General features: G+C 54.8%; 18 protein-coding genes. 16 read left to right on the top strand and 2 right to left on the bottom strand.

The window, feature by feature from the left end:
• The first annotated feature begins 119 nt into the window (after positions 1-119).
• From rpsB to IT971_RS11030, 16 genes are all read left to right on the top strand, one after another.
• Positions 120-902, top strand: a complete 783-nt coding sequence (gene rpsB, locus IT971_RS11105; RefSeq protein ID WP_063091918.1) for a 30S ribosomal protein S2 — start codon at positions 120-122, stop codon at positions 900-902.
• A gap of 85 nt (positions 903-987) precedes the next feature.
• On the top strand, positions 988-1,911 hold the full coding sequence (tsf, locus tag IT971_RS11100) for a translation elongation factor Ts (protein ID WP_007089432.1): 924 nt from the start codon (positions 988-990) through the stop codon (positions 1,909-1,911).
• A gap of 166 nt (positions 1,912-2,077) precedes the next feature.
• Positions 2,078-2,809, top strand: a complete 732-nt coding sequence (gene pyrH, locus IT971_RS11095; RefSeq protein ID WP_037991293.1) for a UMP kinase — start codon at positions 2,078-2,080, stop codon at positions 2,807-2,809.
• A 44-nt stretch (positions 2,810-2,853) separates the two neighbouring features.
• Positions 2,854-3,375 (top strand): ribosome recycling factor, encoded by a 522-nt coding sequence (gene frr / locus IT971_RS11090; RefSeq protein WP_215905855.1) that lies wholly within the window; start codon positions 2,854-2,856, stop codon positions 3,373-3,375.
• Positions 3,376-3,377: 2 nt separating this feature from the next.
• A complete protein-coding gene (locus tag IT971_RS11085) occupies positions 3,378-4,118 on the top strand; it encodes an isoprenyl transferase (protein ID WP_063091919.1) in 741 nt (246 codons plus the stop codon).
• Positions 4,105-4,923: a phosphatidate cytidylyltransferase gene (locus IT971_RS11080; protein WP_223305109.1), complete on the top strand. Its 819-nt coding sequence runs from the start codon at positions 4,105-4,107 to the stop codon at positions 4,921-4,923. The genes IT971_RS11085 and IT971_RS11080 overlap by 14 nt, the downstream gene beginning before the upstream one ends.
• Positions 4,924-4,965: 42 nt before the next feature.
• Positions 4,966-6,129 carry a 1-deoxy-D-xylulose-5-phosphate reductoisomerase gene (locus IT971_RS11075; protein ID WP_037991289.1) on the top strand — a complete coding sequence of 388 codons (1,164 nt, stop codon included), beginning with the start codon at positions 4,966-4,968 and terminating at the stop codon, positions 6,127-6,129.
• A 43-nt stretch (positions 6,130-6,172) separates the two neighbouring features.
• Positions 6,173-7,276: an RIP metalloprotease RseP gene (gene rseP, locus IT971_RS11070; RefSeq protein ID WP_063091920.1), complete on the top strand. Its 1,104-nt coding sequence runs from the start codon at positions 6,173-6,175 to the stop codon at positions 7,274-7,276.
• Positions 7,276-9,597, top strand: a complete 2,322-nt coding sequence (gene bamA / locus IT971_RS11065) for an outer membrane protein assembly factor BamA (protein ID WP_063091921.1) — start codon at positions 7,276-7,278, stop codon at positions 9,595-9,597. Before rseP ends, bamA begins: the two co-directional genes overlap by 1 nt.
• Complete coding sequence (locus IT971_RS11060) at positions 9,597-10,172, top strand: OmpH family outer membrane protein (RefSeq protein ID WP_063091922.1); 576 nt, start codon at positions 9,597-9,599, stop codon at positions 10,170-10,172. The genes bamA and IT971_RS11060 overlap by 1 nt, the downstream gene beginning before the upstream one ends.
• Positions 10,172-11,191 carry a UDP-3-O-(3-hydroxymyristoyl)glucosamine N-acyltransferase gene (gene lpxD / locus IT971_RS11055; protein ID WP_063091923.1) on the top strand — a complete coding sequence of 340 codons (1,020 nt, stop codon included), beginning with the start codon at positions 10,172-10,174 and terminating at the stop codon, positions 11,189-11,191. The genes IT971_RS11060 and lpxD overlap by 1 nt, the downstream gene beginning before the upstream one ends.
• 11 nt (positions 11,192-11,202) lie before the next feature.
• A complete protein-coding gene (fabZ, locus tag IT971_RS11050; RefSeq protein ID WP_007089442.1) occupies positions 11,203-11,652 on the top strand; it encodes a 3-hydroxyacyl-ACP dehydratase FabZ in 450 nt (149 codons plus the stop codon).
• Positions 11,653-11,654: 2 nt separating this feature from the next.
• A complete protein-coding gene (gene lpxA, locus IT971_RS11045) occupies positions 11,655-12,458 on the top strand; it encodes an acyl-ACP--UDP-N-acetylglucosamine O-acyltransferase (RefSeq protein ID WP_007089443.1) in 804 nt (267 codons plus the stop codon).
• Positions 12,439-13,296 (top strand): LpxI family protein, encoded by an 858-nt coding sequence (locus tag IT971_RS11040; protein ID WP_063091924.1) that lies wholly within the window; start codon positions 12,439-12,441, stop codon positions 13,294-13,296. The genes lpxA and IT971_RS11040 overlap by 20 nt, the downstream gene beginning before the upstream one ends.
• Positions 13,289-14,482 carry a lipid-A-disaccharide synthase gene (lpxB, locus tag IT971_RS11035; protein WP_063091925.1) on the top strand — a complete coding sequence of 398 codons (1,194 nt, stop codon included), beginning with the start codon at positions 13,289-13,291 and terminating at the stop codon, positions 14,480-14,482. The genes IT971_RS11040 and lpxB overlap by 8 nt, the downstream gene beginning before the upstream one ends.
• Positions 14,483-14,528: 46 nt before the next feature.
• Positions 14,529-14,969 (top strand): VOC family protein, encoded by a 441-nt coding sequence (locus IT971_RS11030; RefSeq protein WP_063091926.1) that lies wholly within the window; start codon positions 14,529-14,531, stop codon positions 14,967-14,969.
• A gap of 75 nt (positions 14,970-15,044) precedes the next feature.
• Here the strand turns inward: IT971_RS11030 and IT971_RS11025 are convergent, their stop codons facing one another.
• On the bottom strand, positions 15,045-16,352 hold the full coding sequence (locus IT971_RS11025) for a citrate synthase (RefSeq protein WP_007089447.1): 1,308 nt from the start codon (positions 16,350-16,352) through the stop codon (positions 15,045-15,047).
• Positions 16,353-16,462: 110 nt separating this feature from the next.
• Positions 16,463-17,872, bottom strand: coding sequence for a glutamate--tRNA ligase (gene gltX / locus IT971_RS11020; RefSeq protein ID WP_063091927.1), 1,410 nt, complete (start codon positions 17,870-17,872; stop codon positions 16,463-16,465).
• Positions 17,873-17,890 lie beyond the last annotated feature (18 nt).

The raw sequence follows: 17,890 nt of genomic DNA, 5'->3' as shown, positions 1-17,890 counted from the left end.
CACGCGGGAGCGTGGCGAATAATGCGTTATGCAGAAATTCGTCCATCCGGTGTTTCACGCAAGACGGCGTGAAATTCCCTTCCGCGGAGGTATTAACCGGAAAAAGGTAGGAATTTATCATGGCTTTGCCAACCTTTACCATGCGTCAGCTGATGGAAGCTGGCGTCCACTTTGGTCACCACACCCGCCGTTGGAACCCGAAGATGAAGCAGTTCATCTTTGGCGCACGCAACGACATTCACATCCTGAACCTTCAGGAAACCGTTCCGATGCTGCATCGTGCGATGCAGGCGGTTCGTGACGTCACCGCTGGTGGTGGTCGCGTTCTGTTCGTCGGTACCAAGCGTCAGGCTTCGCCGGTCATCGCAGAAGCTGCAAAGCGTTGCGGTCAGTACTATGTGAACCATCGCTGGCTCGGCGGTATGCTGACCAACTGGAACACCGTTTCCAACTCGATCAAACGCCTGAAAGAACAGGAAGAAATCCTGTCTGCCGGTGCAGAAGGTCTGACCAAAAAAGAAATCCTGAACCTGACCCGTTCGCGCGACAAGCTTGAACGCGCGCTTGGCGGGATCAAGGACATGGGTGGTCTTCCCGACATCATCGTCGTGGTCGACACCAACAAGGAAGCGCTTGCTGTTCACGAAGCCAAGAACCTGAACATTCCGGTTGTTGCTATTCTGGACACCAACTCGGATCCGGCAAACGTTGCATACCCGATCCCGGGTAACGACGATGCGATCCGTGCGATCCAGCTGTATTGCGACCTGTTCGTTGGCGCAGTTCTGGACGGCATCCAGCAGGAAATGACTGCTTCTGGCGCGGACCTCGGTGAAGCCGAAGAAGTCCCGGCTGAAGCCGCTGCTGTTGAAGAAGCCGCACAGGAAGCAGCTTCCGCATAAGTTTCACTTTGTACCTGATGAAACGGCGGCTAGCATGCCGCCGTTTCTTTAGGTGTTCACTGATCGCGTAATAGGGGCTTTAAAAATGGCTATTACCGCTGCTCTGGTTAAAGAGCTTCGCGAAACCACCGGCGCTGGCATGATGGATTGCAAAAAGGCGCTGTCCGAAACCGAAGGTAATCTTGAAGCTGCTGTTGACTGGCTTCGTACCAAAGGTCTTGCTGCTGCTGCCAAGAAAGCAGGCCGTGTTGCTGCTGAGGGTCTGGTGGGTGTTGCTGTTAACGGTACTTCCGGTGCCGTTGTCGAACTCAACTCCGAAACCGACTTCGTTTCGCGTAACGAAGACTTCCAGAAATTCGTCGCAGAAATCGCAAACCAGGCCGTTTCGGCCAATGGTGATATCGATGCGCTGAAAGCAACCCCGTTCCCGGGTACGTCGCGCAACGTAGAAGAACAGGTTACCCACATGATCGCCACCATCGGCGAAAACATGAACCTGCGTCGTTCGGCTGGTATCTCGGTCGAGAAGGGCGCTGTTGCGTCCTACATCCATTCCGCGATTGCACCGAACCTCGGCAAAATCGGCGTTCTGGTTGCGCTTGAATCCGAAGCGGATGCGAGCGTTCTTGAAGGCCTTGGCAAACAGATCGCAATGCATATTGCTGCAACCAACCCGGCTTCGGCCACGGTTGACGATCTGGATCCGGAACTGGTCGAGCGCGAGAAATCCGTTCTGACCGAACAGGCCAAAGAATCGGGCCGCCCGATTGAAATCATCGAAAAGATGATCGAAGGTCGTATCCGTAAATATTACGAGCAGGTCGTTCTGGTTGAACAGACCTTCGTGATTGACGGCGAAAGCAAAGTCAAAGACGTGATTGCAAATGCTGCTAAAGACGCTGGCAAGCCGATCACCCTTAAGGGCTTTGTGCGCTTCGAACTCGGTGAAGGCATTGAGCGCGAAGAAAAAGACTTTGCTGCAGAAGTTGCTGAGCAGCTTAAGAAATAAACATCTGATCGAAATGGTGCGTCGCGTGCCATTTCGTGTATGATCCCAGACCGGCGAGGTCGGCAGCGCATAATCGCCCTGTTACTCGCCGGTCTTTTTATATCTGAATTTTGCTGAACCGGGTTTCGGGACAGTTTGAAATATCGGCAGTAAGAGGCAATCCAACATGGCAGAAAACGGCCAACTGAAATTTCGTCGTGTCCTTCTGAAACTTTCGGGTGAGGGGCTTCTGGGAAAACAGCAATACGGGATTGATCCCGAGACGGTTGACCGGATCGCAAGCGAAATCAAAGCCGTTCATGACATGGGTGCCGAGGTTTGCATGGTGATTGGCGGAGGGAACATCTTCCGCGGGGTCAAGGGTGCCTCCCAGGGCATGGAACGTGCCACGGCCGACTATATGGGCATGTTGGCCACCATCATGAACGCACTGGCCGTTCAGAACGCGCTTGAGCGGCACGGGGTCCAGACCCGTGTGCAGTCGGCCATTCCGATGTCATCGGTTTGTGAGCCTTATATCCGCCGTCGTGCGGTGCGCCACATGGAAAAGGGCCGGGTGGTGATTTTTGCGGCCGGGACCGGCAACCCGTTCTTTACCACCGATACGGCAGCAGCACTTCGCGCGGTTGAAATGGGCTGTGACGCGTTGCTTAAGGGGACGCAGGTTGACGGCGTTTACACCGCCGATCCTAAGATCGACCCGACCGCGGAACGCTATGATTCCCTGACCTATATGGACGTTCTTGCCAAAGATTTGCGTGTCATGGATGCATCGGCTATTTCTCTGGCACGCGAAAATGATATTCCGGTTATTGTATTTTCTTTGCATAATCCCGGCGCCTTTGCCGATGTGGTTTGTGCAAAAGGTAAGTTTACGATTATTTCGAATGGAGACTAAAGGTGTCTGACGTTGCTGGCCTAAAAAAGGACCTTGCCCGCCGTATGGAAGGGGCTGTTGAAGTTTTGCACAAGGAATTTACCGGACTTCGGACCGGGCGTGCCAGTGCAAGCCTTCTAGAACCGGTCATGGTTGAAGCCTACGGCGTGCCGACCCCGCTTAACCAGGTTGCGTCTGTCAGTGTTCCGGAATCGCGGATGCTTTCGGTACAGGTCTGGGACAAGAGCATGGTTAAATCGGTCGAAAAAGCGATCCGTGACTCGGGCCTTGGCCTGAACCCGGCGGCCGACGGGACGCTTGTTCGGGTGCCGATCCCGGCATTGAACGAGGAACGTCGTGCGGAGCTGTCCAAGGTTGCCGGAAAATATGCCGAGCAGGCCAAGATTTCGGTTCGTAACGTCCGCCGTGACGGTATTGACCAGATCAAAAAATGGGAAAAAGACAGCGTGATCTCGAAAGATGACCTCCATAACGAGGAAAAAGAGATCCAGAAGCTGACCGACAAGGTTATCAGCGAGATCGACGAAGTGCTTGCCCATAAAGAACAGGAAATCATGCAAGTCTGATCATGACGGTGCTGGCATCTCAACCCAACCCTTCAGATCTGCGAGCTGTGCCGCGTCATGTTGCCATCATTATGGATGGCAACGGGCGCTGGGCAAAGTTGCGCGGAAAGCCCCGTACGATGGGTCATCGTTCGGGGGTAGAGGCCGTGCGTCGCACCGTCGAAGCCGCAGCCGAAATCGGTATCGAGTATCTGACACTTTACGGATTTTCGACCGAGAACTGGAAACGGCCGGAAAGTGAAGTCAGCGACCTGATGGGGTTGCTTCGCCTGTTCATCAAGCGTGAACTGGCGACCCTGCACAAAAATGGGGTCCGTATCCGTATCATCGGTGACCGGACCCGTTTTGACGATGATATTCGCGTGCTTCTGGCCAACGCCGAGGAACGCACGCAGGGCAATACCCGTTTGAACCTGACCATTGCGCTAAGCTATGGTGCGCGGGCCGAGATTGCCGATGCCATGCGCCAGATCGCGCAAAAAGTCGCGGCTGGAGAAATTCAGGCCGATGCCATTGATGAAAGCGTGGTTGAAGCGCATCTGATGACGGTCGGGATGCCCGATCCGGATCTGCTGATCCGGACCAGTGGCGAGCAGCGCATCAGCAATTTCCTGCTTTGGCAGTCGGCCTATACCGAGTTTGTGTTCGATGACGTCCTTTGGCCGGATTTCGGACGCGAACATCTTGAAAAAGCGATAGAAAACTTTGCCGGACGGGAGCGGCGTTTTGGTGCAGTCATCTGAAGCCCGACGCCAGGAAGATACAAATTCAGGATTGAAGCCACGGGTTGTTTCCGCGCTGGTGATGACACCGGTCGCGGTTGCGGCGGTATGGTTCGGGTCACCGTATTTCGAGATTCTCGTTTTTCTGTTTTCGGTTGGCATGATGTGGGAATGGACGCGGATGTGCGTTCCGGGGCATGTCAATTCGGTTTCGGTTGTTGCCGCGGTATCCCTTGCCGTTTCGATGCTGTTCATGACGACCGGGGAATATCTTCTTATCATTCCGGCGGTGTTGGTCGGGGCGGTAACCGCGGCATTGCGGCCGGGCAAGGATCGGTTTCTCGCGGCATTTGGCATTATCTATATCTCGCTTGCGGCACTGGCGGCGCACTGGCTGCGCAGCATGCATGGGGATGGTCTGCTGTTGATCATGTGGCTGTTCTTTCTTGTGTGGGCGACCGATACGGGGGCCTATGCCTTTGGCAAGGCGATTGGCGGCCCGAAACTGGCGCCGCGTTTCAGCCCCAAGAAAACCTGGGCGGGGCTTATTGGCGGCATGTTGTGTGCGATGCTGATCGGCGGGCTGATCACCTATTTCAGCGGCAATGCCATTCAGGTTTCCATCGTGCTGGCAAGCGGGGTTCTGGCGATTGTGGCACAGATCGGGGATCTTGGAGAATCAGCGCTTAAGCGCCATTTCAAGGTCAAGGACAGCAGCCACCTGATCCCGGGGCATGGCGGGGTGCTTGACCGTGCTGATGGGATGTTGTCGGTTTTTCCTGTCGCGTTTGTTATTGTGTATTTCATTGGATTGTCGTTGCGCTAGGGCAGGGTCCCTGGTTGCAGAAATCCGCTATGCTGGTGTTTGATGACAATTAAGAAATCAGTCTGCGTGCTTGGCGTGACCGGATCGGTCGGCAGCAGCACCGTAGACATCCTGAAAGCACATTCAGACAAATATGCCGTGGATGCCGTTACGGCCCATCGAAATGTTCAAGGGTTGGCCAAGGCCGCCATTGAACTTGGTGCTGCGATGGCGGTTATCGCCGATGAAAGCCTTTATGAAGACCTGAAATCCGCCCTGTCTGGCACGGACATTCTGGTCGCGGCCGGTGATGAAGCATTGGTCGAAGCGGCATCGCGCCCGTCTGATATCGTCATTGCCGCGATCATTGGTGCAGCAGGCCTTAAGGCGACGCTGGCGGCCATTCGCCGCGGGGCGCGGGTTGGCCTTGCCAACAAGGAAACGCTGGTTTGTGCCGGTGATCTGATGATGGCGGAAGTCGCGAAATACAAGGCGACGCTGATCCCGGTTGATTCCGAACATAGTGCGATTTTCCAGGTGCTTGAACAGAAGTCGGTCGACAAGGTTGACCGTATTCTTCTGACGGCATCTGGCGGGCCATTCCGGGAATGGTCGCTTGACGATATGAAATCGGTGTCACCAAAGCAGGCGCTGGCCCATCCCAACTGGGATATGGGGGCCAAGATTTCGATTGATTCGGCAACCATGATGAACAAGGGCCTTGAATTGATCGAGGCCTGTCGTCTGTTTCCGGTGCCTGAAGAACGCATCGAGGTTGTCGTGCATCCGCAATCTGTCGTGCATAGCATGGTGGAATATTCCGACGGATCGGTACTGGCGCAATTGGGATCGCCCGATATGCGGACCCCGATTGCCTATGCGCTTTCATGGCCGGAAAGAATACGTGTCGATGTAGCGCGTCTTGATTTTGCCACGATCGGACAGTTGAACTTTACCGCGCCGGATATGAAACGGTTCCCGGCTCTTCGTCTGGCGCGCGAAGCGCTGCGTGCGGGGGGGACGGTGCCGACGGTATTGAATGCTGCAAACGAGATTGCCGTGGGGGCGTTTCTGGGCGGAAAGCTTACCTTCCTGCAAATTGCCGAAACGGTCGAGCGCATGATGAACAGGATTGCGGCATCACCGTTACGAGATCTCGACCAGATGTTTGATCTTGATGATATGATCCGTCGTGAAACGCTGGGTCTGATCAAAACCGGTCTTTGAATACCAAAAATGCGGGGTTCGCCCCGAAAAAGGAACGTCTTTCATGGAAACCCTTCTTGCTTTTCTGTTTGTTCTTTCGGTCCTGGTGTTTGTTCATGAATATGGGCATTACTGGGTTGCGATCCGCAATGGTGTAAAGGTTGAAGCGTTTTCAATCGGATTCGGTCCGGAGCTTTTTGGCTGGTACGACAAAAAGGGCACGCGCTGGAAAGTCAGCCTTTTGCCGCTTGGCGGGTATGTCAAAATGTTTGGCGACATGAACCCGGCCAGTGCGGGGCAGCGCGACGACCTTAATGAAGAAGAACGCCAGCATGCGTTTCATCACAAAAGCCTGATGTCGCGTGCGGCCATCGTTTTTGCCGGTCCGTTGGCCAATTTCCTGTTTGCGATTGTGGTTTTCACCGTTCTGTTTGCCGCCGTTGGCCAGCAGCGCGCCCTGCCGGTGGTGGGCGAGGCGGTTGACGGCAGCCCGGCGGCGGTTGCCGGATTGCAGCCCCATGACCGGATCAATGCGATCAATGGGCAGCCGATTGCGTGGTTCAGCGAGCTTTCGGACGTGATCCGGGGCAATGCCGGTGCGCCGGTTTCGCTTTCGGTAATGCGTGACGGGCAGGAAATCGACATTCAGGTGACGCCGGAAGCCGTAACGACTGGTGAAGGTGACGACGTACAGACATTCGGTCGTCTGGGCGTGACCGCCGGTGCGTTTGAAACCCAGCGCGATGGAATTATCGATGCGACCGGCAAGGCGTTTTCATCGACCTGGAATCTGATTTCGCAGACATTGTCGGCATTGGGTGAGATGATTTCGGGCGAACGTGACAGTTCCGAACTTGGCGGTCCGATCCGCATCGCGCAGATGTCGGGCGAGGTTGCCGAGGGGGGGATTGGACCGCTTCTGTTCTTTATGGCGTATCTTTCGATCAGCCTTGGGTTGATTAACCTGATGCCTGTTCCGGTTCTGGATGGTGGTCATCTGGTGTTTTATGCGATTGAGGCCATTCGCGGTAAGCCCTTGGGCGCAAAAGCACAAGAATATGGTTTCCGTCTTGGGGCAGGTTTGGTATTCAGCTTAATCATCTTTGCAACTTGGAACGACCTGACGCAGTTGGGCGTCTGGAATTTCTTCAAAGGCCTGGTAGGCTGATGATATACGGCATCAGGGGGTTGAATTTGCTGCGTAATGTAAAAGCGGCTGCGTTAGCAGCAGTCTTGCTTGGTGGAACCGCGCCAACCATAATTCCGATAGTGGCCTACGCGCAGGGATCAAGCGTTATTCGCGAGATCCGTGTTGACGGCAATAACCGTATCGAAAGCGAGACGGTTAACGCATACCTGTCGGTAAAAGAGGGCGATCCCTACGATCCGCAAAAAATCAACGAATCGCTGAAGTCGCTGTTTTCAACCGGCCTGTTTGCCGACGTGTCGATCGGATTTGATCAGGGCGTTCTGAAAATCAATGTGGTTGAAAACCCGATCATCAACCGGATCGCCTTTGAGGGCAACACGCGCCTGAAGGACGACGTGCTTGGTACGGAACTTCAGTTGCGCCCTCGTGTCGTTTACACCCGCACCAAGGTTCAGGCTGATGTGCAGCGTATTCTTGAGCTGTACCGTCGCTCCGGCCGGTTTGCCGCGACCGTTGAGCCCAAAGTCATTCAGCTTGAACAGAATCGTGTCGACCTTGTCTTTGAAATTGACGAGGGCGAGGCCACCGGGGTGCGCAAGGTCAACTTCGTTGGAAACAAGGCATTTGACGATGGTGAATTGTCCGAAGTTATCCGGACAACCGAAAGCGCCTGGTGGAAAATCCTGACTTCTGACGATAACTATGACCCGGATCGCGTCACGTTCGACCGCGAACTTCTGCGTCGTTACTATCTTTCAGCCGGTTATGCCGATTTCCAGGTTCTGTCTTCCGTGGCCGAACTGACGCCTGATCGGTCTGATTTCTTTATCACCTACACGGTCAGCGAAGGTCAGCGTTACAAGTTTGGCGATATCAATATCGTATCGCAGATCGACAAGATCGATCCGGCGACATTGACGCCCCTGATCGAGATTGAAAAAGGCGACTGGTACAATGCCGACCTTGTTGATGATGCGATTGATGCCCTGACCAACAGCATCGGTGACCAGGGTTATGCATTCATTGATATTCGCCCGAATATCCAGCGTGACCGCGAGACCGGCGTTATCAATATCACCTTCACCATCGCCGAAGGTCCGAAGGTTTATGTCGAACGCATCGACGTGGTTGGCAACGTCCGCACGCTTGACGAAGTTGTCCGTCGTGAATTCCGCCTTGTTGAAGGTGACGCGTTCAGCAGTTCGAAACTCAAACGTTCGCGCCAGCGTGTTGAAAACCTGAACTTCTTTAAATCGGTTGACGTCAAGACCCTGCCGGGCAGTTCGCCCGACCAGACGGTTCTTGAGGTTGATGTTGAAGAAAAGTCGACCGGCGAGTTTTCGATTGGTGCCGGGTACGGCACGGATGATGGTGCCTTCGGTCAGGCCGGTATCCGCGAACGCAACCTGCTTGGCAAAGGGCAGGACCTGCGTCTTGGCTTTACGATTGGGTCATCCAGCCAGCAGGTCGATCTGTCCTTTACCGAGCCGTACTTCCTTGATCGGGATGTCAGTGCGGGCTTTGATATCTATCGCCGCGAAGAAGACAATCAGGACGAAAGTTCATATGACGAAAAGCAGACCGGTATCGGTTTGCGGTCCGGTTTCCGTTATTCCGAAGCATTGTCGCAGTCGGTGCGTTACGGGTATGCGGTTAACGAATATTCCGACATCGATAGCGACGCATCGCGTCTGCTTCGTGAAGAAGACCCCGAGTTTTCCGAGTCAACGATTGGTCAGACGCTTACCTATGATCAGCGCGACAGCACGCTTACGCCGAAAGAAGGCTATTTCGTTCAGGTTTCCAACGATTTCGCCGGGCTTGGCGGTTCGGAAACCTATCTTCGTACACGCGTGAATGGCGGGTACTACTATCCGCTTGATCGCGAAAAGACGTGGGTGCTGTCGACCAAGGCGTCGACCGGTTACATCTTTGGTATTGGCGACGATACGCGTATTTCGCAGCGCTTCTTTACAGGTGGTGCAAACCTTCGTGGTTTTGAATCGGCCGGTGTCGGGCCGCGCGATATTGCAACGAAAGATGCGGTTGGCGGCAAATTCTTCTATACCGGTACCGTGCAGATGGACTTCCCGTTAGGGTTGCCGTCCGAATTTGCACTTACCGGTCGTGTATTCAGTGATTTCGGTGCTTCCGAGGGGGTTGATGGCGCACGGCCTGGTGAAATCTATGATGAAGGTTCGCTCAGGGCGTCTGTTGGTTTTGGGGTAGGCTGGGAATCTCCGTTTGGCCCGATTGGTGTTGACCTTTCGCAGGCTGTTCTCAAAGAAGACTTCGACAAAGAGGAAGTGTTCCGACTGAGTTTCGGAACCAGATTCTGATGAAAATGATGAAATCTATCCAGACCGCCTTCCTTGCGATTGTTCTGGCATTCGCATCAGTAACAATGGCGTCGGCGCAGGAAAATGCTGCCGGAAATACAGAGGCCGTTGTGATGATTGTCGATTTTGAAGGCATTATGCGTGAAGCATCTGCCATGCAGGATATGACAAAGCAGATCAAAACGCGTCAGGAAGCCTATCAGCAGGAAATCGAAAAGCGCCAGCAGGGTCTGCGGAAGGAAGAGCAGGAAATCGCCCAGCAGCGAACCCTTCTGTCTGCCGATGTTATTCAGCAGAAACAGAAAGAATTTCAGCAGAAAGTTGCCGATTTTCAGAAGTTTGCACAGGGGCGCAACCGTATTCTGGATCAGGCGCTTAATGAATCGCGCGTGAAATTCCAGAAAACGCTGATTGAAGTAATTGCCGATGTTGCCGAGCAGCGCAAGGCAACGCTGGTACTGCACAAAAGTCAGGTGATCCTGCATGCCAACGCCATGGATGCGTCCAAGGAAGTATTTGACCTTGTGAACAAGGCCATGCCGACCCTTACCGTCGAGTTCAAGGAAGCCTCCTGATGGCTGATTCCCGGTTTTTCAAACGCAAGGGACCGTTCAGCGTTCAGGAAATTGCCGAACTGACCGGAGCGGAACTGGTGAATGCACCTGATCCGTCACGCCGCTTTGATGATGTGTCACCGCTTCAGAATGCGGATGCATCGATCCTGAGCTTCTTTGACAATCGCAAATATCTTGATGCCTTTGTCAGCAGTTCTGCCGGCGGGTGTTTTGTCCGGCCAGAGTTCGTTGATCGTGCGCCTGCCGATATGGTGCTGTTCACGACCAGCGATCCGTACCGGGCATATGCCAAGGCGGCAACGGCATATTATCCGTTTGACGCCGCCAATGGTGTTGTTTCACCGCACGCGATTGTCGCCGATACCGCCATGATCGGCAAAGGTGTTCAGATCGACGCCGGGGCCGTGATTGGCGAGAATTGCGAAATTGGCGATGGCGTCATCATTTCCAGCAATGCGGTGATCGGTGAAGGTGTCGTGATCGGGGCCGGAAGCAGGATCGGTGCCGGGGCGACAATCAGCCATTGCCTGATTGGCAATCTGTGCCTGATTTATCCGGGGGCTCGCATCGGGCAGGATGGTTTCGGATTTGCCATGGGCGCACAGGGGCACCTTAAAGTGCCGCAGCTTGGCCGTGTCGTGATTGGCAATGATGTCGAAGTCGGGGCCAATTCGACAATCGACCGGGGGGCGGGGCCTGATACGGTGATTGGCAATGGTTGCCGTATCGACAACCTTGTTCAGATCGGCCATAACGTCGAACTTGGCATGGGATGTGTTATCGTTTCCCAGGTCGGGATTTCAGGATCGACCAAGCTTGGCAATTTTGTTGTTGCCGCGGGTCAGGCCGGGATTACCGGACATCTTGAAATTGGTGATGGCGCGAAAATTGCCGCGCAATCTGGTGTCATGAAAAATATCGGCGCGGGCGAAACCGTTGGCGGCAGCCCCGCTGTGCCGGTAATGGAATATCATAAACAGACCGTGGCCTTATCGCGGCTGATACGGAAAAAGAAGTAAGGGCAATACCTATGACCGAATTGGTAAGTGTTGATATTCAGCGCATTCTGGAAATGATTCCGCATCGTTATCCGTTCCTGCTGATCGACAAGGTTGTTGATATTGCTGTCGACGATTCCGCCGTTGGCATCAAAAACGTGACGATGAACGAGCCGCAATTTACAGGCCATTTCCCGGAACAGCCGATCATGCCTGGCGTTCTGATCATCGAAAGCATGGCGCAGACGGCGGCCATTCTTGTGGTTCAGACCCTTGGTGAGGATGCCGAAGGCAAGCTGGTTTATTTCATGAGTATTGATAACGCTCGGTTCCGCAAGCCGGTTGTGCCGGGTGACGTCATGCATATTCATGTGAAGAAAAAACAGAGCCGTGGCCCGGTCTGGAAGTTTGAAAGTGAAGTCCGCGTTAACGATCAGGTCGTTGCAGAAGCCACCATCGCCGCGATGATCCGGGGCAACTGATAATGTCAAAAGTGCATCCAACCGCCATTGTCGAAGACGGCGCCCAGATTGGCCAGGATGTAGAAATCGGTCCGTACTGTGTTGTCGGACCGCAGGCGGTTCTGGGTGATCGCGTCAAGCTGCACAGCCATGTCGTGGTCGCCGGAATTACGTCAATTGGTGAAGACAGTACGATCTTTCCGTTTGCGTCAGTTGGTCATGCGCCGCAGGATTTGAAATTCAAGAACGAACCCTCGCGTCTGATCATTGGCAAACGCAACAAGATCCGAGAAGGGGCGACCCTTAATCCCGGCACAGAAGGCGGCGGGATGGAGACCACGATTGGCGATGACTGCCTGTTTATGGCAGGCGCGCATGTCGGGCATGACTGCCATATTGGCAATCATTGCATTCTGGTCAATAACGGGACCCTTGCTGGCCATGTCATGGTCGACGATTTTGCGATTGTCGGCGGTCTTTCGGCGGTGCATCAGTTTGTCCGCATTGGCAAACATGCGATGATCGGCGGCATGACCGGTGTTGAAAGCGATATCATTCCTTATGGTTCGGTGATTGGTAACCGTGCTTATCTTTCGGGGCTTAACCTTGTCGGGTTGAAGCGCCGCGGATTTGATCGCGAGACCATTCATGCGCTTCGCAAGGCGTATCGTCTTTTGTTTGCGCAGGAAGGTACGCTTGCCGAGCGGGTTGAGGAAGTCTCGAAAGATTTCGAGGATGTCGGGCCGGTCATGGAAATCATCACCTTCCTGAAAGCGGAAAGCATGCGTTCCGTATGTACGCCGAAATATGACAGCTCCGCAGGATAACCCCGCAGCAAAGCTTGGTATCATTGCCGGGGGTGGTGCGCTTCCCGCCCGTTTGGCGGCTGCGGCGACGGCTGCCGGGCGGGATGTTTTTATCGTGAAGCTTGATGCCCATGCCGATGATCCGGCATTGGATGCATATCCCCATACGTCGCTTCGCATCGGGGCGGCGGCGAAAATCCTTGATCGTCTGAAATCCGAAGAATGCCGTGATGTTGTCCTTGCGGGCAAGGTTGCGCGTCCATCATTTGCATCGATCCGGCCCGATTGGCGGGCGGCGAAATTGCTGATGAAAGTCGGGATGAAGTCGCTTGGCGATGATGGTTTGCTGCGTCTGGTTGCCGGTGAGCTTGAACGTGACGGTTTCCGTCTGGTCGGCGCACACGAGATTTTGAGCGACCTCGCGGTTGAGGAAGGTGTTCTGGGCAAGGTGAAGCCCGATGCACAGGCGATGGCCGATGCACAGCACGGTCTGAAGGTTGCCCGGGTTTTGGGTGCCGCCGATGTCGGACAGGGCTGTGTCGTGCAGCAGGGGCTTGTTCTGGCACTTGAAGCCATCGAAGGCACGGATGAAATGATCCGGCGGTCTGCCGGCTATCGCCGCGAAGGTGTTGGCGGTGTTCTGGTGAAGTCGGCAAAGCCGCAGCAGGACAGGCGTCTTGACCTTCCGGCGATTGGTGTTTCGACCGTGGAAAATGCGCATGATGCCGGATTGCGCGGCATTGCGTTGCTTGCGGGTGGCACGATGATCATTGATCGCAAGAAAACCGTCAAACGTGCCGATGAACTTGGATTGTTCATTGTCGGGATTTCGGTGCAGGAACCGGCACAGGATGAATAAACCAAAAATCCAGACCGCGAAAATCATGCTGGTGGCCGGCGAGGCATCCGGGGATCAGTTGGGTGGTCGGTTGATGTCGGCCATAAAGGCGCGTCATCCCGAAATCCGTTTCATCGGTGTTGGTGGCCCGCGCATGACGGGTGAGGGGCTTGAGAGCCTGTTTCCTATGGATGAGATGTCGGTTATGGGCCTTGCCGAGGTTCTGCCGCATATTCCGCATTTGTTAAAACGTATCCGCCAGACGGCGGAATATGCCCTTGAGCAGCAGCCTGATGTGGTCATCACCATTGATGCCCCGGATTTCAGTTTTCGCGTTGGCAAGAAGCTGAAAGGCAGGGGGATTCCGCTGGTGCATTATGTTGCGCCGTCGGTCTGGGCATGGCGGCCGGGGCGGGCAAAGAAGATTGCGGGTTTCCTCGATCATTTGTTGGCGTTGCTGCCGTTCGAGCCGCCCTATTTCGAGCGGGTCGGGCTTCCGACCAGCTTTATCGGGCATTCCGCGGTCGAGGAACGGCATGGCGGCGATGCGGACCGATTCCGTGAACAGCACGGTATCGCAGCGGACTGCAAAATCCTGACGGTTCTTCCGGGCAGTCGCAATTCGGAAGTCACCCGTCTGTTGCCGGTTTTCCGAGATGTCTGCGAACGATTGGATGAGGATTTCCCCGATGCAAGAATTGTTGTGCCGACGGTGAGCAAGGTTGCACAGGTTGTCGGTGATGCGGTTGCCGACTGGCCGCTGCGCCCGATTGTCGTGACCGGGGATCAGGACAGGCGCGATGCGTTTGCCGCGTCCCATGCGGCCCTTGCGGCATCCGGGACCGTGTCGCTTGAACTGGCGATAACGGGGGTGCCGCATGTGATCGGCTATAAATTAAGCCCGATTACGGCATGGATTGCGCGGCGATTGTTGCGGATTGATACGGTGACCATCGTCAATCTGGTGCTTGGCAAAAAGCTTGTGCCGGAATTCCTGCAACAGGATTGCAGGCCGAACCGTATCGTGCCGGTTCTGAAATCGCTTATGGCCGACGGCGAAGGTCGGGCGGCGCAACTGGACGGGTTCGACGCGGCCACAACCATGCTTGGCTTTGGCGACCGGCCGCCGAGCGAGAAGGCCGCGGACGTCATCCTTGAAATCATAGAGAAAAATTCATCTGCCAAGACTGGCATTAGCGGGCAATAACGCATAGTTTGGCGTCATTGACCAATCAATGACGGAGGCTTTTCCAATGCGTTATTTGCACACCATGGTGCGTGTCGAGGATGTGGATGCATCCATGCGTTTCTACTGCGAACTGCTTGGCATGAAAGAAACCCGGCGCATTGAAAGCGAGAAGGGGCGTTTCACCCTGATTTATCTTGCGCCGCCTGCCGATGAAGCCAGTGCCAAGGTCAACAAGGCCCCGGAACTTGAACTGACTTATAACTGGGACCCGGAAAGCTATTCCGGCGGGCGCAATTTCGGCCATCTTGCCTATGAGGTCGACGATATTTATGCGCTTTGCCAGAAGCTGATGGATGCGGGTGTCACCATTAACCGTCCGCCGCGTGACGGCCATATGGCGTTTGTCCGTTCGCCGGACGGGATTTCGATTGAATTCCTGCAAAAGGGCGAAAGCCTTGCCCCGGCCGAGCCATGGGCCAGCATGGAAAACACCGGCTCCTGGTAACGCAGCACCCAATTGATCAAAACGCAAAAAGGCCCGGAATGATCCGGGCCTTTTCTGTATCAATCGTGGCGCAGATTAACGCTTGTTGACCGGAACGAACGGACGTTCGGAAACACCGGTGAACAACTGGCGCGGACGGCCGATTTTCTGCGACGGATCTTCGATCATTTCTTTCCACTGGGCGATCCAGCCGACGGTACGGGCAACTGCGAACAGCACGGTGAACATGCTTTCCGGGATGCCCATCGCCTTGAAGATGATGCCCGAATAGAAATCGACGTTCGGATAGAGTTTCTTCTCGATGAAGTACTCGTCTTCGCGTGCGATGCGTTCGAGTTCCTGTGCAACGTCAAGCAGCGGGTCCTGTACATTGAGTTCCTTGAGAACTTCGTGGCAGGTTTCCTGCATGACCTTGGCGCGCGGGTCGTAGTTTTTGTAAACCCGGTGACCAAAGCCCATCAGACGGAACGGATCGTTCTTGTCTTTTGCCTTGTTGACGAATTCCGGAATGTTTTTCACATCGCCGATTTCGTTGAGCATTTTCAGAACGGCTTCGTTCGCACCGCCATGTGCCGGACCCCAGAGGGAGGCAATACCGGCAGCGATACATGCAAACGGATTTGCCCCAGAAGAACCGGCCAGACGGACGGTCGAGGTCGATGCGTTCTGTTCGTGGTCGGCATGAAGGATCAGGATACGATCCATTGCGCGCGCAAGGACCGGGTTGACTTCATAGTCTTCGCACGGGTTGCCGAACATCATCTGCAGGAAGTTTTCTGCATAGCCGAGTTTGTTGTTCGGATAACGGAACGGCTGACCGATCGAGTATTTATACGCCATCGCAGCGATGGTCGGCATTTTCGCGATCAGGCGATAGGCCGAGATCAGGCGCTGGTTCGGGTCGTTGATGTCGGTGCTGTCATGATAGAAAGCAGACATCGCGCCAACCACACCGCACATAATGGCCATCGGGTGGGCGTCGCGGCGGAAACCGTTATAGAAATTGCGCATCTGCTCATGCACCATGGTGTGCATGGTGATGTCATTTTCAAATTGCGCCTTGTCTTTTGCATTCGGCAGATCGCCGTAAATCAGCAAATAGCAAACTTCGAGGAAATCGGATTGTTCGGCAAGCTCATCAATGGCATAGCCGCGGTGACGCAGGATGCCGACATCGCCGTCAATATAGGTCAGCTCGGACTGGCAGGAGCCGGTCGAGGTGAAGCCCGGGTCATAGGTGAAATATCCGGTTTCGGAGTAGAGTTTCCGAATGTCGATTACAGACGGACCAACGCTACCCTCGATCACCGGCAATTCGATCGACTTGCCAGTGGCATTGTCGGTCAGTGTCACGGTGTGGGAAGTCTTGGAATTCTGAGCCATGACTATTTTTCCTTCCCTGTTTGAACGAACACGGTTTTCAAGTTGTGTGCAGCATAGTGCTGCGGCGCACAAAGCGCAAATTCAGTGTTTAAGTTTTTTATTTTACGCTGTTATTGGGCATCGAATTTGCGGATGCGTTTCAGCGTTTGGGATTTGCCAAGCACGATCATTACTTCGAAGATGCCAGGCGATGAGTTGGAACCGGTGAGCACGGCCCGCAAGGGCTGCGCGACTTTGCCGAGTTTCTGATCGAGTTTTTCGGCAATGTTGCGAACGCTTGCGTCAACGTTCTCTTCTGTCCAGTTTTCAAGCGCGTCGAGTTCCTTTGCCAGTTCGGCAAACAGGCCTTCGGGGGCGCTATCAATCAGGGACTGAGCTTTCTCGTTAAACGACATGACGCCGTCCGTAACATAGAAGGCCGAAGAGTCGGCGAGCTCGATGAGTGTCTTGGCTCTTTCTTTAAGCCCTGACATGCCTTTGATCAAGATTTCTTTTTGCGCTGCGTCAATTGCATCGACGCCAATCTGTTTTGCGATCAGCGGTGCAATGTCGTTTGCAAGGCGGGTATCATCCGCTTGGCGCAGATAAACGCCATTGAGGTTGGTCAGTTTGGCGAAGTCGAAACGCGCCGCACCCTTGCCAACATCTTTGATGTCAAACCATTCAATGGCCTGTTCCTGGGAAATGATTTCCTCGTCCCCGTGACCCCAGCCAAGACGCAGCAGGTAGTTGTTTACCGCTTCGGGCAGGAAACCCATTTCATCGCGATAGGCATCAACACCCAGCGCACCATGACGTTTGGACAGCTTGGCGCCGTCCGGGCCGTGGATCAGCGGAATATGGGCAAAGGTCGGGACATCCCATCCCATCGCGTCGTAAAGCGCCTTCTGGCGAAACGCATTGGTCAGATGGTCATCGCCACGGATCACGTGAGTAATGCCCATATCGTGGTCATCGACAACGACCGACAGCATATAGGTCGGGGTGCCATCGCCACGCAGAATAACGTAATCGTCAAGCTGTTCATTGGCAACGCGGACATCGCCCTGTACCTGATCGGAAATCACGGCATCGCCGTCCTGCGGTGCCTTCAGACGCACGACAGGTTTGACGCCAGCCGGGGCGTCGGATGCATCGCGGTCGCGCCAGGTGCCGTCATATTTCATCGGGCGGCCTTCGGCGCGGGCCTTTTCGCGCATTTCCTGAAGTTCTTGCTGCGAGCAATAGCAATAATAGGCTTTCCCGGCCTTGATCAGTTCATGGGCGACTTCGGCGTGGCGGTCGCGACGGGCGAACTGGAAGGTCGGTTCTTCGTCTGCGGTCAGGCCAAGCCAGCTTAGCCCATCAAAGATGGCATCGACGGCTTCGGGGGTGGACCGTTCCCGGTCGGTGTCTTCGATGCGCAGCAGGAATTTGCCGCCGGTGTGTTTGGCATAAAGCCAGTTATAAAGGGCGGTGCGTGCGCCGCCGATATGTAGAAACCCGGTCGGAGACGGGGCAAAACGGGTAACAACCGTCATTCACTCTATCCGTTGGCT

The organism is Thalassospira sp. B30-1 (assembly GCF_015767575.1).
GTDB classification, from domain to species: Bacteria; Pseudomonadota; Alphaproteobacteria; order Rhodospirillales; family Thalassospiraceae; genus Thalassospira; species Thalassospira xiamenensis.
This window is presented reverse-complemented; position numbering and strand designations above follow the sequence as displayed.